Raw genomic sequence first — 14536 nt, 5'->3', positions numbered from 1 at the left:
AAAGGAAAGTAGGGTATGAGTCAGCATGATGTCGTTTTTTTAAGTGGCGTACGTACAGCCATAGGCGGTTTCGGTGGTAGTCTGAAAACAAAAACTCCTTGTGAGTTAGCAGCAGCCGTTGTTGAAGAAGCTGTTAAACGTTCTGGTGTAGAGCCTGCCGGTTTCGGACACAGTGTTATTGGTAATGTAATCCATACCGAACGCCGCGATATGTACATAGGTCGCGTTGCTGCCGTTAACGGCGGCTTACCGCACGAAACACCGGGTTTAACAGTAAACCGCCTCTGTGGTAGTGGCTTACAAGCTATTGTTACCGCTGCCCAGCAAATTCAACTGGGCCACTGTAAAGCAGCAGTAGCTGGCGGTGCTGAGGTAATGAGTCGTTCACAGTATTGGATTCCAAGCGCTCGATTTGGCCAGCGTATGGGAGACACTGAGGTTCTTGATGCGATGGTCGGCGCGCTTACCTGCCCGTTCGAAGATACGCACATGGGCATCACGGCTGAAAACGTAGCAGAAAAATGGAACATCAGCCGTGAAGACCAGGATGCACTGGCTACCCTCAGCCATCAACGCGCTGAAGCCGCTACAACATCGGGTCGCTTTAAAGATCAGATTCTGCCGATAGAGTTGAAAAGCCGTAATGGCAGCACTTTCTTCGATACCGATGAGCACACCCGTAAAGGCTGTAAATTAGAAGACATGACTAAGTTACGCCCAGCCTTTAAGCGTGATGGTAGTGTAACGGCAGGTAACGCATCAGGTCTGAATGATGCGGCTGCGGTTGTTACCATGATGAGTGCTGATGAAGCTCAGTCTCGTGGCCTGAAACCAATGGCACGCCTGGCTGGCTACTCGTTTGCAGGGGTTGAGCCTAAATATATGGGTATTGGCCCGATACCTGCCGTTCGCAAACTGCTAGACGAAGCAGGCCTAACGGTAGCTGATATCGATGTTTGGGAAGTAAACGAAGCATTTGCAGCTCAGGCACTGGCTGTAGCCCGTGACCTTGACCTGCCTGCAGACAAAGTAAACCCTAACGGTTCTGGTATCTCTTTGGGTCACCCCATTGGTGCGACTGGTGCCATTATCACTGTTAAAGCACTGTATGAATTGCAACGCGTTGAAGGACGTTATGCTGTTGTTACTATGTGTATCGGTGGTGGCCAGGGCATTGCTGCACTGCTTGAGCGCGTATAAGCGATAAAAAACAGATAGTACTTATCGGATAATTAATAACCTGTTAAATAGTCAGATAAGTGAAAAAGAGCCTCAATTGAGGCTCTTTTTTTCGCTTAATTGACGAAGCTGTTAATTCACGAAGCTGTTAATTTACAATTCTGTAACAGGGCTGATATTCTTCATGGTTAATCTTCATCCGTTTTTGCTCTACAAAGGATGAAAGCAGCTGATCTAATGCACTCATGATCTCTGCATCCCCGGTAAGCTCAAAAGGCCCATGCTGCTCAATAGCCAAGACCCCCGGTTCCTTCACATTACCGGCAACAATGCCTGATAATGCCTTTCTGAGCTGAGCCGCTAAAATATAATCGGGCTGCCCTTTATCCAGATTCAACTGCGCCATCTCTTCATGCGTCGGCTCAAATGGCTGTTGAAACTCATGTGGGATATGCAACTGCCAGTTGTAATGATAGGACTCATCCGTCTGTTTACGATACTCCAGAACGCGCGTCATACCTTCGCGGACTTTTACAGCAACACCATGTGAGTCAGCCACGACTATTTGGTATAGCTCTGCAGCCCGCTCTCCAATTGTTAATTTAATAAAGCGATCTACTGTTTCAAAATAAGCTTCACTGCCTGCCGGCCCGGTAAAAACAAGTGGAAAAGGAATATTCCTGTTTTTAGGGTGAAGCAAAATTCCTAACAAATAAAGAATCTCTTCTGCTGTACCCGCACCGCCGGGAAATACTACAATCCCATGCCCCAAACGCACAAATGCCTCTAAGCGCTTTTCGATATCAGGCAAGGTCACCAACTCATTAACGATAGGGTTAGGTGATTCAGCGGCAATGATGCCCGGCTCTGTCAGGCCTATATACCGGGGACCCATTTTTCGTTGTTTAGCATGCGCAATGGTTGCCCCTTTCATTGGCCCTTTCATGGCGCCGGGACCGCATCCTGTGCAGATATCGAAGGACCGCAAACCCAGCTCATAACCGACTTCTTTGGTGTAATCATATTCTACCCGTTGAATCGAATGTCCTCCCCAACACACCACTAAATTGGGCTTCACATGAGGACGCATAGCATCGGCGTGACGTAAAATATGGAACACGGTATTAGTAATGCGTTGCGATTCACTCAAACCGTCACAACACTGATCAAGCTCATCGCCCACATACAGTAAATCCCGCAGAACTGTAAAAAGATGCTCACGGATACCCTGAATAATTTCACCATCAACAAACGCTGACGCAGGCGCATTAATTAATTCCAGTTGTACTCCCCTATGCTTGTGCTTGATGCGTATATCAAACTCACGAAAACGATGTAACACCGTACGTGTACTATCCAATTCACTTCCCGTATTTAACACAGCCAGACTACATTGACGAAACAGTCGGTATAAACCGCCATTACTCATATCCTGTAATTTAGCCACCTCATGTGGAGAGAGGGAATCCATGCTCTCCAACGGCGTAACATTTGCATTAATAAAATGTTCAGTGATCATAAACCCACCATCCTCAAAAAAATAAATCGATATTAATAGTCACTGCTTTAACTCTTTTTCAGACATCTTTTTTCTTCAACATAGTTCACTTTTACACAGGTATATCTATAAATAACAGAAACTTATACTTTTCTTACTGAGTTTTTTAACTGCCACTTATTAACTCATCAACAAAATCAGGCACCCGTTCGCTCGCCGGACCATAGTAATGCGCTTTAAAGTGCGATTCTTTACGTGACGGTTCAAGATTAATTTCTACGCTAAGAGCACCGACCTGATTAGCGACTTCGACAAAGCCGGCTGCCGGGTATACATGCCCTGACGTACCTATTGATAAAAAAAGATCGCATTGACTTAACGCATGATAAATAGCGTTCATTTGCATGGGTTCTTCACCAAACCAAACGATATCCGGCCTCAATGTTCCTGACAGACCACAACAGACGCATCGATCCTGTGGCGTCACGCTGCCCTTGACCAAAGAGACGAACCCCGTCCGGATACAACGCACATTCAGCAATTCGCCGTGCATATGAATAAGAGACTTACTGCCGGCGCGCTCATGTAAATTATCGACATTTTGTGTCACCAGCAGAAAGCGCCCCTCAAAATGCGCTTCCAGCTTAACCAAAGCGTTATGCGCTTCATTCGGTTGCACAGCAGCACTAAACAACTGCTGTCGTCGTGCATTATAAAAACGATGCACCAGCGCAGGGTCTCTATGAAAACCTTCTGGTGTCGCAACGTCCTCGATAAGGTGATCTTCCCATAACCCGTCACTGGCCCTGAAGGTCCGTATACCCGATTCAGCAGAGATACCCGCTCCCGTTAATACAACGATTGATTGATAACCCATTCGCTTCTCCGGATAGTTGACCACAACTGCAGAACAGTAGACTATCATGAATGTTGAAGGTCTATTAAGTCTGCCATTCTCTTTAGACTACAAAAGGATAGAGCCATGAGCGAAGCAAAACTCTATATTCTCGACACTAACGTTCTACTGCACGACCCCAGATGCCTGTATGAGTTCAAAGAACAAGATATAACGATCCCGATGACCGTTCTCGAAGAACTGGATGATATCAAGGATCGCAAAAAAAACGTTGCTCAAGAAGCTCGCTATGCAATCAGAGCCATTGACGATATTTTATCTACCGCAGCCTCACCATCACAAATAACCAAAGGTGTGCAGATTCCTCTTCCCGGAAAAGACAGGGAAATTAAACTCGGTAAGCTCAGTATTTTTCCCGACCACGAACTCACCGCCCGACCTGGCTTTCTCACCAGCAACAAAAAAGACAATCTCATTATAAATTGTGCTCTGCACCTGCAATCAACAACAACAGATCGCGAAGTTGTACTGGTTACTAAAGATATCAATATGCGACTAAAGGCACTCGGCGCGGGTTTAGAGCGAGTGGAAGACTATCGTACTGACCAGTTGGTTTCTGATATCGAGTTACTGCCGGCCGGTCATACACACCTGGATGGCACATTCTGGGAAAAAGTCGATCAGGTAAAAAGCGTTCAGGAAGAAGGTAAAACATACCACTATATTGATAAATCCTTAATTCCTGATGCCTATATCAGCGAATATATTTTTGATGACTCAAAAGATTTTGCCGCACGTGTCGTCGCCATTAATGAAACCGAAATTGTGCTACTCGATTTAGGTTATGAGCACCTGATGCAACAAACTTGCTGGGGCATCTCGCCGATCAATATCTACCAGGCATTTGCCATGCAGTCGGTACTTGACCCCTCGATTGATCTCTCCATTCTGAATGGCGCAGCAGGCTCGGGAAAGACCTTGATCGCTTTAGCCTGCGCACTTGAAATGGTCATTGAAGACAAACGCTATAATAAGATTATTGTGACCCGTTCAACGCCTCCCGTAGCCGAAGATATAGGCTTTCTGCCCGGCACGGAAGAGGAAAAAATGACACCCTGGATGAGTGCAATCAATGATAACCTTGAAGCGATGCACGAAAATGATGAGCGCCCGTTGAGCAGCGTTAAATACACTATTGAAAAGGCCAACATCCAATTTAAATCATTAAATTTTATACGCGGCCGGAGTATTCAGGACGCCGTTGTTATCATTGATGAAGCACAGAACCTGACACCCTCACAGCTGAAAACTATCCTTACCCGCTCAGGGAAAGGCACAAAGATGATCTGTTTGGGCAACCTGGCACAAATCGACTCTAATTACCTGACGCCACTTACTTCCGGGTTAACTTATATAGTAGAACGCTTTAAAGGCTTTGATGGTGCTGCAAATGTTCACTTTGAAGGAATATTCCGCTCACGACTGGCTGAATACGCTGAAGAGAACCTATAATAATAAGACAGCCGTTATTCCGATGATGAATCACGGCTGTCATTGAGAATATTTAAACAATCATTAGCCTGAATTCAGACGAATAAAGCAAATACGTGGATTTTATATGAGTACTGATACAAGCATAACAAACACAACATCACATCCACTTGTCGAATACAGCCCCAATGCGGTACTTGTTATTGATGACATGCGCATCACTTATGCTAATGAAGCGGCAGGTCATGTTTTTCATACGGCAGTATCCGATTTAATGACATTCACTTTGTCTGATTTAAACCAATCAGAGGAGGCAGTCGCTTCACTGATCAGTCACACCCAGCAGGCCGCTGCAGATAAAACAACCCAACAGCATCGCATTGCCCTCATGAGCGGCGCAGGCCTGCGTCAATACACTGCAACGTACCGACCTCACCACTCCCAAATCCATGTGTTTTTACAGGATATCAGTGCGTTAATTCAAAGTGAAACGGCATTAACCACACAAACAACACACGACCCTTTGACTGGCCTCTTTAACCGGTCACAGCTATTTTTGATGGGGACGCAGGATATTGCCCGCGCTAAACGTTATAAGCACCCTACCTCTTTACTGGTTGTTACTATCTCAAACATGCGTCATGTCAATCAAAGCTATGGTTACGCCATGGGTGATCATATATTGATTAATGTATCCCGGGCCTTACGCGATGTGTTACGCGAGTCAGACTACGCGGCCAGACTCGATAATAATAGCTTTGTAATCTGCCTGCTCGATGCAACGCTTGAACAAACTAACATTGTCACGCGCCGGATCAAAACGGCGATCTCTGGTAGAGATATTCTTATCGCCGATACCAACATCCCCCTTGAAATGATGTACGGAAGTGCCGAATTTGACAGCACTCTCGACTCCCAGTTTGATGACTTTCTGTTACGTGCTGAAAAAAACTGTACCGGGATATAGGGTTTTGAAGAAAATAATAACCGCTGTGCTGACCGCTGTAATTCGCGTCTATCAATACGCCATCAGCCCATTTCTGGGAAATAACTGTCGTTTCTATCCCAGTTGCTCTCATTATATGCTTGAAGCCATTGAAACCCACGGCCTCTTGAAGGGAGTCGGTTTAGGTACTCGCAGAATTCTCAAGTGCCACCCCTGGCACGACGGAGGGATCGACTTAGTCCCTCCCGCATGCGGATGCAGCCCGCATGAAAAGTCATATAGTGACTCTGCCAAATAGTGTTTAAACCTCTGTATAAAAACGCGCTACAATCAGTGTATATTTTGAACAGTCACCAGATACAGAACCAGAGCACTCTTTGAAAGGCCAATTTTGATGTTTTCGCCCTTAGCCGTGATTTCAACCGTCATCTTCTACATGCTTTTGCTATTTGCTGTGGCTCAACTTGTTGAACGGCGGATTACCAAATCAGGCAGGCCGCTCAAAAGCCCATGGATTTATGCGCTTTCCCTCGCGGTTTTTCATACATCATGGACTTTTTATGGCAGCGTCGGTTTTGCCAGCACATCAGGGCTGCTGTTTTTAGGCATCTATGTGGGTGCAATTATCGGCATTATGTTCTGGTGGGTTACGCTCAGAAAGATGGTAGCCATCAAAGAAACTTTTCGTATCACCAGTATTGCCGACTTCATCTCTACACGATACCGCCGCTCCCAGAGAATCGCCGGCCTGGTCACAGTAATCGCGCTTGTCGGCATCCTTCCCTATATCGCACTGCAATTAAAAGCGATCGTTAGTTCATTCGAAATTATTACAAATGAACAAGGCGGCGCAAGCTCTGAGTACAGCGGAATTTTTATCACGTTAATAATGGCCGCTTTTACTATCATTTTTGGTGTCCGTAAGCTGGACCCAACCGAACGACATCAGGGAATGATAGTGGCGCTTGTTGTTGAAAGCGTGGTCAAACTGGTTGCCTTTGCCAGCGTTGGCTTATTTGTTTGCTTCGTGCTCTATGATGGCCTGGTTGATATTAATACACGTATAGCAGAAGCTAACCTGTCATACATAACCCAGTTCAATGTTGTTGAAAACAGTGCCAGCATGTGGATGACATTAATCGTACTGAGTTTCGCAGGCATCTTTCTATTGCCCAGACAATTCCATGTCGCCGTTATTGAAAATACTGACCAGCAACATATCAAAACAGCCATGTGGTTATTTCCGCTGTATATGATTGCCATCAATCTCTTCGTAATACCTTTAGCTGCTGCAGGCTTAATGAGCGGCCTTCCTGCCGAATCTGCGGATTTCTTTGTGTTGTTGCTACCTCAACAAGCAGGGTACCCGACACTGACCATGTTTGCGTTTATTGGCGGCTTTTCCGCCGCTACCGGCATGATCATCATTACCACTATGACACTTTCCACCATGGTTTCTAACCATCTGGTGTTACCCTTAATTGAGTGCTTCACTGCAGCCCAACGCCTACGCACCCACCTTCTGCAGATACGCTGGATACTTGTAGTCTTGATTCTTGCCTGCAGTTATTGGTTTGAATATGAATTCAGCGACTCCTACATATTGGTCGCCATCGGTTTACTATCCTTCGTTGCTATTTTGCAGTTTGCCCCCGCTGTTTTTGGAGGAATGTTCTGGATCAAGGGAAACAGCGGCGGAGCATTTTCGGGTCTGCTGGCTGGCTTTTTCATCTGGTGTTACACCTTGGGTTTACCTACCTTTATCAAACAGGGATGGTTAAATCAGGACATTTTAGTTTACGGACCCTGGGGTATTGAGCAGTTAAGACCAGAAGCACTTCTGGGCCTGGATGGGTTTAACCCAGTGACCCATAGTGTTATCTGGAGTCTCTTGTTTAATATCAGTTTTTATATTATCGGCTCACTCATATACCACCCGCACAAAGATGAACGCACACTCACCACTGAGTTCATGGCGGCAATGCAACCACAAAACATCAGCAGCAAAGCACGCCCGACCGGCCTGGATGCTTATATAACGTTAAGCATAAAAATAGAAGAAGCTAAAATATTACTCTCACAGTATCTAACCGCAGACAAGGCGCGCGAATCAGTCTATACCATTGCTGAAGACCTGCAGGTCCTTGGCAAGCCCCACATCACCATTATTGAACTTATCGAGTTTCATCGAATGCTGGAACACTTACTGGCAGGTTCTATTGGTGCTGCCAGTGCTCATAGCGCGATAGAGCAGACCATTCGCTATTCAGACCGTGAATCAAGCGACCTCAAAGCGCTTTATAGCCATATTTATAATGAATTGAGTACTAAAAGTGTTGCTCAAGGCATTGAGGATGAGGAGGATGAGCTGCTGCCGAATGGTTTTGGTATGCTGTCCAGCTTACAAAGTCAGATTGATACACTCGAGTCTACTGTCAGCCAGCAACAAAAAGAGATAGCGTCACTTGAAGCTAAACTGGAAGCACGCTACGAAGAGATTTTTAAATACCGAATGGAGACTCAGAAAGCTAATCAGGAAAATGATGAGTTACGCGGACAATTAAATCAGCTGCCTCGTAACCCTTCATTAAAATAGCCAGAATATGAAGACCAGGCGACAGCATCACTCTGGTCTGAGATCTGATTAAACTATCGCCCGAACCTGAACGGTAGTCTGAAAACCCTGACTAGTTCTGGTCTTGCTTGTGCAGATGAACATCCATCTGCGGGAATGGAATAGAAATACCTGCCGCATCAAAGCGCAGCTTTACCTTTTCATTGGTGTCCCACAGAACCGCCCAGTAATCAGAGGTTTTGACCCAGGGACGAACATTAAAATTCACGCTACTGTCAGCCAGTGCGGCAACAGCAATAACGCTCGCCGGCTCAGGAAGAATGCGTTCATCTTCTGACAATATTTCAGCCAATAATTTTTTCGCTTGTAACAGGTCCGCATCATATCCAATACCAAATACCATATCGACCCGACGAGTATCACGTTTAGAATAATTCGTAATAACACCACTATAGATTGGTCCATTAGGCACAATCACTTCACGGTTATCCCCGGTACGCATCACCGTACTGAAAATTGAAATACTCTCTACAACACCCGAAACACCAGCGGCTTCAATAAAATGACCCTCTTTGAACGGGCGAAACACCACCAGAAGAACACCTGCCGCAAAATTCTTCAAGGAGTCCTGTAAAGACAAACCGATTGCCAAACCTGCTGCGCCGACAATCGCAATTAAAGAAGAAGTATTCACACCAAGCTGATCGAGTGACGCTACAATGACAAAAAGGAGCAACAAAGAGCTTAAAATAGACGAGATAAAATTAATTAACATATTGTCCATTTTAGATTTTTGCAGCAGCTTCTTAACAAGCCTCATCACCAATCCAACAACAACACGCCCCGCAATAAAAACAGCAACCGCTGTCAGAATATTGATACCCCAAGGCAGGATATACTCATTCTGAATATTGATTAACATGTCTGGATCCAGAAATTTTTCCATTGATAACTCCATTGTCTAATTGGTCTGATACAAACTAGGCGGCATTATCCCTTTCTCGTGCTATAAATCCTATATCTAAAGGAACTTTAGCGCATCTTTTCGATCCTATTGCAGAGTAAATCATTTACAATAGGTGTTCTCTCAGAGGTATCCATCCAATACATTAATCCGAGACAAAGGCTCTCTGAACAATGAAGAAATATATACTTGCAGCTGTATTCATTTCGGCTTCAATCCCTGCTTTGGCCGAAAAAGGCCATATTGCCGATGACGTTTATGTTTTTGTCCATGGCGGCCCCAGTAATCAATATAAAATTACCGGACGTGTTCGCAGTGGGTCATCGATCGACATCCTGAGAAAAAGTGGTGATGGTAAATTTATCCAGGTCCGCACCTCTTCAGGAAAAACCGGCTGGGTTGATGCCAATAACGTGGAGAACGGTGACAGTATTCAAATCCGGGTTCCGAAGCTTGAATCCGCACTGGAAACAAGTGAAGTACTGGTCAAACAGCAATCAACAGAGATTCAAAGCCTTCGGGGTGAACTTGACACCTTCAAAGCTGAAAATGGTACTTATTCTGACCAACTCTCCAAATTAAATACAGAAATTACAGACCTGAACCGCCAAATAGACAACATGGATGAAAGTAATCTGATGCGCTGGTTTACTTACGGTGGTCTGGTTGCTCTGGGCGGCGTTTTATTAGGTTTGCTTGTACCCTACTTACCTAAAAAGAAAAAACGCAGAGATGACTGGATGTAATTCTTTTCATTTCTGTCACTGAAAGTGCTGGGTACCAAATTGCACAGATAAAAAAGCCGACATTCAAGTCGGCTTTTTATTTACCTATGACCCGTCCTAAATAAGGGAGCCACTCAACTATCAGGCACTACTGATCAAGCTCCAGTGTAGATAGGGTATATTGACGGACACGCTTCAGTAATTCATCGTTATCCTTCAATGATTCACCGTATGAAGGAACCATCTCCTTCAATTTCTGCTGCCACTCGTCTGTTGCCAAGCGTTCAGGAAAGCAGCGCTCAACGATATTGATCATCGTATTAACGGCCGTTGATGCACCTGGTGAAGCGCCCAGCAATGCGGCCAATGAATGATCAGCCGCCGTGATAACTTCCGTTCCAAACTCTAATTTACCGCCTTTGTCCTTATCTTTTTTGATGATCTGAACCCGTTGCCCCGCATTGGCCAGCTCCCAGTCTTCATCTTTAGCATCAGGGTAGAAGTTACGCAGAGAGGCAACACGCTCTTCATGGGATTGCATCGCCTCACTGATCAGATAACGCGTCAGATCCATATTGTTTTTACCCACAGACAACATAGATTTAAGGTTATTCGTTCGTAAACTTTTAGGCAGATCCAATATGGAACCCTGTTTTAGAAACTTAGTAGTAAAGCCAGCAAACGGACCAAACAATAAGGCTTTCTCACCACTGATGATACGCGTATCTAAATGTGGCACAGACATGGGAGGCGCACCAATAGGCGCTAAGCCATAAACTTTGGCTTGATGTTTTGCAACGATTTCTGGCTTTTTACATACAAGCCACTGACCACTGACAGGAAAGCCGCCGTAACCATCTCCTTCAGGAATACCAGACATCTGCAATAAAGGTAACGCACCACCGCCTGCCCCCAAAAAGACAAAACGCGATGCTATGGTTCTTTCCACACCCGTTTTTCTGTTTTCAAGCGCAACCTGCCATTGACCATCATCATCCTGCTCAAGATCTGTAACAGTATGATTAAGTAACAACTCAAAATTATCCTGCGCCTGAAGATAGTGTGTCATGTTGCGCGCAAGCGCACCAAAATCAACATCAGCACCATAACGAACCCGCGTGCCCGCAATAGGCTCCATAGGATCACGGTTTTCAAGAATCAGCGGCATCCATTCACGTAAGACACGAGGATCTTCACTGTACTCCATATCTGCGAATTGCGGCGACTGACTCAGGGCCGCATAACGCTTACGCAAAAACTCAACATTAGCCTCCCCCCAAACAAAGCTTTGATGAGGCGTTGCATGAATAAAGTTTTCTGGTTTTGGTAAAGCACCCTGCTTAACCAGATATGACCAAAACTGCAGGCTAACCTCAAAAGCAGAGTTAATGACAAAAGCTTTAGCGGTATCAATGCTACCGTCAGGTAGTTTCGGTGTGTAGTTCAGTTCACAATAAGCTGCATGCCCTGTTCCGGCATTATTCCAGCCATCTGTACTTTCATGTGCAACATGACCTAACCGTTCTACCATCACAATATTGATGTCAGGGTCGAGCTGCTTCAAAAGCATACCCAGGGTGGTACTCATCGCACCCGCACCTACTAACAATACATCTGCCGATTTTGCTATCATTTTGCTCTCACCATTTCTAATATAAATATGGGATCTGAAAATCACACCCGATAGTGTGAATAATTAAGAGCAAATCACTCTGAATCACACTGCAACGAATCTTATGGTTTCGCTGTCTATAGGATGCCTTACCCTAGGATTTTCGTACTAATTACAAACATATGAACGTATAAAACATTTCCATATGGGGTATATTGGCGCAAATTATACGGAATCTTTTGCAAATGTCTTGAAGAATAAGGCCTTTAGTACTGGTCAATTCGTAGTATACGTGTGCCATTTTGACAGTCTTTTTTTATTCGATCACTGCTGATAACTCATTATATTCCTTCGCTTTTCCATAATTGTCAGTTTACAAACTCCTCTGTATAACCTACGCCTGAAGTAATGACCCTCTACACCCTGACCTAAGCTATCTGCGAGATGCCTGATGTCAAATACTCGTTCCTGAATTCGCTGATTAGTTTCATTAATCTGTTTAATAGCAATAACCCATTAGAAAACTGCAACTTTTAATGTTTTATTAAGTCTTAATTTCTATCAACAGGAGAGACTAGATGGAACGTGTGACTATTTTTGGCAAAGAGGGTTGTGGCTTTTGTAAAAGAGCAAAGCAGATCTGTGAACAAAAAAATCTCAATTTCACCTATTTAGATATCCACAAGGAAAATATCAGCCAGGCTGACTTAGAAAAAACGATTGGAAAACCGGTACATACCGTGCCTCAGATTTTTATCGGCCAGGAGTATGTAGGCGGATACACCGAATTTTCGAATAAGGTTGCTGACATGGGCCTTTAAGGTCTACAGTAACGCTAAGTAATAAAAAATGTCTACGAGGTAGTTTATGACAATTCTGATGACTCTTATAATCGCAGTACTTGCCGTGTTTATCGGTAAACAGCTACTTTCTGTCAGCCAGAAGAAAGAGATGCAGCCTATTCGCATAAAAACTGATGAGCAGCGTCCTAAAAACCGCCGCCGCTAAGTGACATTCAGCCAGAATCAGAAGCAGATAGAGCGGGTGACAGGCAGAACAAGCGGTAGATAGAATTTGCGGATATGCTCGTTTTTATCCTCTATCCCAGATTCTTTCTGCCAATCCACTCATTCTGATGGTTACTTTATCGATAGACGCTGCGATCGTTTTAAATGAGCCGTAAAGTGAGCAATATTTTTTAGCGCGTGTTATTCCTGTATAGACTAACTCCCGGCTAATCACCTTAGCATCCTCCGCCAACACCAGTGTCACTTCGTTAAACTCAGATCCCTGACTTTTGTGCACTGTCATCGCAAATACTGTTTCATGCTGTGGTAAACGGCTAGTGGAGTATGAAACCAACTCTCCTCCCTGATCAAACCATACTTTCAACTGCTGTGTTTGTGCATCTGTCAATGCGATTCCCACATCACCGTTATACAGGCGTAAAGAACGATCATTACGCGTAATCATAACAGGCCTACCGGGATACCAACGGCCATTCATTTTAATCAAATGGCGGCTTTCGGCCTCCTTTTCAAAGGCTTCATTAAGCGTTTCCACACCAAAAATGCCTTTGCGTAATCCACATAAAACACGAAAGTCTGAGAAACGTTTTAAAATATCCGCAGGAGGAGCATTCATACTCACCGTATCCAGATAGCTTCTATACTTAACTAACATATGCTGAATTAATTGAGAATTATCTGAAGTATTCACCGACAGCCGCTGCACGTCACTATAGCCAGACTGCAATACTGTTTTTACTTGTTCGGCACTGCCGTTATTAACAGCGCGAGCCAATGCGCCAATACCACTGTCCATTGAAAACCGATAACTACGTGTCAGAAAAGCCACCGAATCAGCAAACGGTAAAGCATTTAAGGCCAGTGACTCTGTCAGACCACATGTTTCCTGCAGGCAAGCAGCCATTTTATGGCTTCGCCTGGCCTGCTTGGGTAATGCACAAAGGTCTCCCATAACACTACCCGCTTCAACAGAGGCCAACTGCTCTTTATCCCCCACGAGGATTAACCTCGCCTTTGGCGGCAATGCCGACAACAAACCAGCCATCAGGGGCAAATCAATCATCGATGCTTCATCGACCACCAGCAAATCAAGATGCAGTGGATTATCCGCATTATATTTGAAGCCTGACTGTCCCGGGCGGGCACCTAAAAGACGATGCAGAGTGGTACCTTCATCAGGTATCTGCTCTTTGATTTCGTCACTGACATCTAATGAATCACGCGCCGCACTGATTGATTCGGATAAACGTGCGGCCGCTTTCCCCGTAGGGGCTGCTAAGCGTATGACCGGGTGTTTATCTGGATACTGATGATGCTGCATCTGCAGGTAGATCGCCAGCATTCGCGTTATCGTCGTTGTTTTTCCGGTTCCCGGCCCACCACTGATAATAGCTAGAGACTGCATAACAGCCGTCGCCGCGGCAATTCTCTGACCATCGGGTTCAATCGCCTCTTCAGTTTGATAGCGCTCACCTGAAGGAAATGCGCTTGAAGGAAAAAGCACATTCAGTTTTTCTTTAAGGAATGGCAGTGAAAAATCAGCGGGAGTGGCGCGCGCCAACAAATCAACCGCGACCTGACACTCATATTGCCAATAACGATAAAGATACAAGCGCCCTTTATCTAATACCAGTGGTGTCACAACCGGGCTTTTATTAAGAG

The 14536-nt window shown here is 45.0% G+C and carries 13 protein-coding genes; 8 read left to right on the top strand and 5 right to left on the bottom strand.

Annotation, left to right across the window (positions count from 1 at the left end; all coding sequences use genetic code 11):
- Nucleotides 1-15: 15 nt before the first annotated feature.
- On the top strand, nucleotides 16-1200 hold the full coding sequence (gene bktB / locus ABY436_RS03940) for a beta-ketothiolase BktB (protein WP_372737726.1): 1185 nt from the start codon (nucleotides 16-18) through the stop codon (nucleotides 1198-1200).
- A 127-nt stretch (nucleotides 1201-1327) separates the two neighbouring features.
- Here bktB and ppnN read toward each other — a convergent pair whose 3' ends face one another.
- A complete protein-coding gene (gene ppnN, locus ABY436_RS03935; RefSeq protein ID WP_372737725.1) occupies nucleotides 1328-2698 on the bottom strand; it encodes a nucleotide 5'-monophosphate nucleosidase PpnN in 1371 nt (456 codons plus the stop codon).
- Nucleotides 2699-2843: 145 nt separating this feature from the next.
- Nucleotides 2844-3554 carry a Sir2 family NAD+-dependent deacetylase gene (gene cobB, locus ABY436_RS03930; RefSeq protein ID WP_372737724.1) on the bottom strand — a complete coding sequence of 237 codons (711 nt, stop codon included), beginning with the start codon at nucleotides 3552-3554 and terminating at the stop codon, nucleotides 2844-2846.
- Between the two features lie 105 nt (nucleotides 3555-3659).
- Between cobB and ABY436_RS03925 the strand changes: the two genes are divergently transcribed.
- The 4 genes from ABY436_RS03925 to ABY436_RS03910 all read left to right on the top strand — a co-directional run bounded on the left by ABY436_RS03925 (nucleotide 3660) and on the right by ABY436_RS03910 (nucleotide 8566).
- Nucleotides 3660-5045, top strand: a complete 1386-nt coding sequence (locus ABY436_RS03925) for a PhoH family protein (protein WP_372737723.1) — start codon at nucleotides 3660-3662, stop codon at nucleotides 5043-5045.
- A gap of 106 nt (nucleotides 5046-5151) precedes the next feature.
- Nucleotides 5152-5991: a diguanylate cyclase domain-containing protein gene (locus ABY436_RS03920; protein WP_372737722.1), complete on the top strand. Its 840-nt coding sequence runs from the start codon at nucleotides 5152-5154 to the stop codon at nucleotides 5989-5991.
- Nucleotides 5948-6268, top strand: coding sequence for a membrane protein insertion efficiency factor YidD (gene yidD / locus ABY436_RS03915; RefSeq protein ID WP_372737721.1), 321 nt, complete (start codon nucleotides 5948-5950; stop codon nucleotides 6266-6268). The genes ABY436_RS03920 and yidD overlap by 44 nt, the downstream gene beginning before the upstream one ends.
- A 96-nt stretch (nucleotides 6269-6364) precedes the next feature.
- Nucleotides 6365-8566, top strand: coding sequence for a hypothetical protein (locus ABY436_RS03910; protein WP_372737720.1), 2202 nt, complete (start codon nucleotides 6365-6367; stop codon nucleotides 8564-8566).
- Nucleotides 8567-8657: 91 nt separating this feature from the next.
- Here the strand turns inward: ABY436_RS03910 and ABY436_RS03905 are convergent, their stop codons facing one another.
- Nucleotides 8658-9491 carry a mechanosensitive ion channel family protein gene (locus ABY436_RS03905; protein WP_372737719.1) on the bottom strand — a complete coding sequence of 278 codons (834 nt, stop codon included), beginning with the start codon at nucleotides 9489-9491 and terminating at the stop codon, nucleotides 8658-8660.
- A gap of 191 nt (nucleotides 9492-9682) precedes the next feature.
- Here ABY436_RS03905 and ABY436_RS03900 point away from each other — a divergent pair, with 191 nt between their 5' ends.
- Nucleotides 9683-10255, top strand: a complete 573-nt coding sequence (locus tag ABY436_RS03900; RefSeq protein WP_372737718.1) for a TIGR04211 family SH3 domain-containing protein — start codon at nucleotides 9683-9685, stop codon at nucleotides 10253-10255.
- Between the two features lie 127 nt (nucleotides 10256-10382).
- Here the strand turns inward: ABY436_RS03900 and mqo are convergent, their stop codons facing one another.
- Entirely contained in the window at nucleotides 10383-11867 is a 1485-nt protein-coding gene (gene mqo / locus ABY436_RS03895; RefSeq protein WP_372737717.1) for a malate dehydrogenase (quinone), read from the bottom strand.
- Between the two features lie 557 nt (nucleotides 11868-12424).
- On the opposite strand from mqo, the gene ABY436_RS03890 reads away from it, so the two are divergent.
- Together ABY436_RS03890 and ABY436_RS03885 are read left to right on the top strand one after the other, a co-directional pair.
- Nucleotides 12425-12667 (top strand): GrxA family glutaredoxin, encoded by a 243-nt coding sequence (locus ABY436_RS03890; RefSeq protein ID WP_372737716.1) that lies wholly within the window; start codon nucleotides 12425-12427, stop codon nucleotides 12665-12667.
- Between the two features lie 46 nt (nucleotides 12668-12713).
- Nucleotides 12714-12854: a hypothetical protein gene (locus ABY436_RS03885; protein WP_372737715.1), complete on the top strand. Its 141-nt coding sequence runs from the start codon at nucleotides 12714-12716 to the stop codon at nucleotides 12852-12854.
- An 84-nt stretch (nucleotides 12855-12938) separates the two neighbouring features.
- Here the strand turns inward: ABY436_RS03885 and recD are convergent.
- On the bottom strand, nucleotides 12939-14536 hold a 1598-nt coding region (gene recD, locus ABY436_RS03880; RefSeq protein ID WP_372737714.1), incomplete at its 5' end, for an exodeoxyribonuclease V subunit alpha.

It is taken from the genome of Neptunomonas sp., assembly GCF_041601355.1.
GTDB lineage: Bacteria > Pseudomonadota > Gammaproteobacteria > Pseudomonadales > Balneatricaceae > Neptunomonas.
The sequence above is the reverse complement of the archived record's forward strand: the minus strand, read 5'-3'. Positions and strand labels throughout refer to the sequence as shown.

Coding starts and splice junctions, on each gene's coding strand:
- ABY436_RS03925 (WP_372737723.1), top strand. CDS start 3,660: ATGAGCGAAGCAAAACTCTATATTCTCGACACTAACGTTCTACTGCAC.
- cobB (WP_372737724.1), bottom strand. CDS start 3,554: ATGGGTTATCAATCAATCGTTGTATTAACGGGAGCGGGTATCTCTGCT.
- bktB (WP_372737726.1), top strand. CDS start 16: ATGAGTCAGCATGATGTCGTTTTTTTAAGTGGCGTACGTACAGCCATA.
- ABY436_RS03910 (WP_372737720.1), top strand. CDS start 6,365: ATGTTTTCGCCCTTAGCCGTGATTTCAACCGTCATCTTCTACATGCTT.
- mqo (WP_372737717.1), bottom strand. CDS start 11,867: ATGATAGCAAAATCGGCAGATGTATTGTTAGTAGGTGCGGGTGCGATG.
- ABY436_RS03920 (WP_372737722.1), top strand. CDS start 5,152: ATGAGTACTGATACAAGCATAACAAACACAACATCACATCCACTTGTC.
- ABY436_RS03890 (WP_372737716.1), top strand. CDS start 12,425: ATGGAACGTGTGACTATTTTTGGCAAAGAGGGTTGTGGCTTTTGTAAA.
- ppnN (WP_372737725.1), bottom strand. CDS start 2,698: ATGATCACTGAACATTTTATTAATGCAAATGTTACGCCGTTGGAGAGC.
- yidD (WP_372737721.1), top strand. CDS start 5,948: ATGACTTTCTGTTACGTGCTGAAAAAAACTGTACCGGGATATAGGGTT.
- ABY436_RS03900 (WP_372737718.1), top strand. CDS start 9,683: ATGAAGAAATATATACTTGCAGCTGTATTCATTTCGGCTTCAATCCCT.
- ABY436_RS03885 (WP_372737715.1), top strand. CDS start 12,714: ATGACAATTCTGATGACTCTTATAATCGCAGTACTTGCCGTGTTTATC.
- ABY436_RS03905 (WP_372737719.1), bottom strand. CDS start 9,491: ATGGAAAAATTTCTGGATCCAGACATGTTAATCAATATTCAGAATGAG.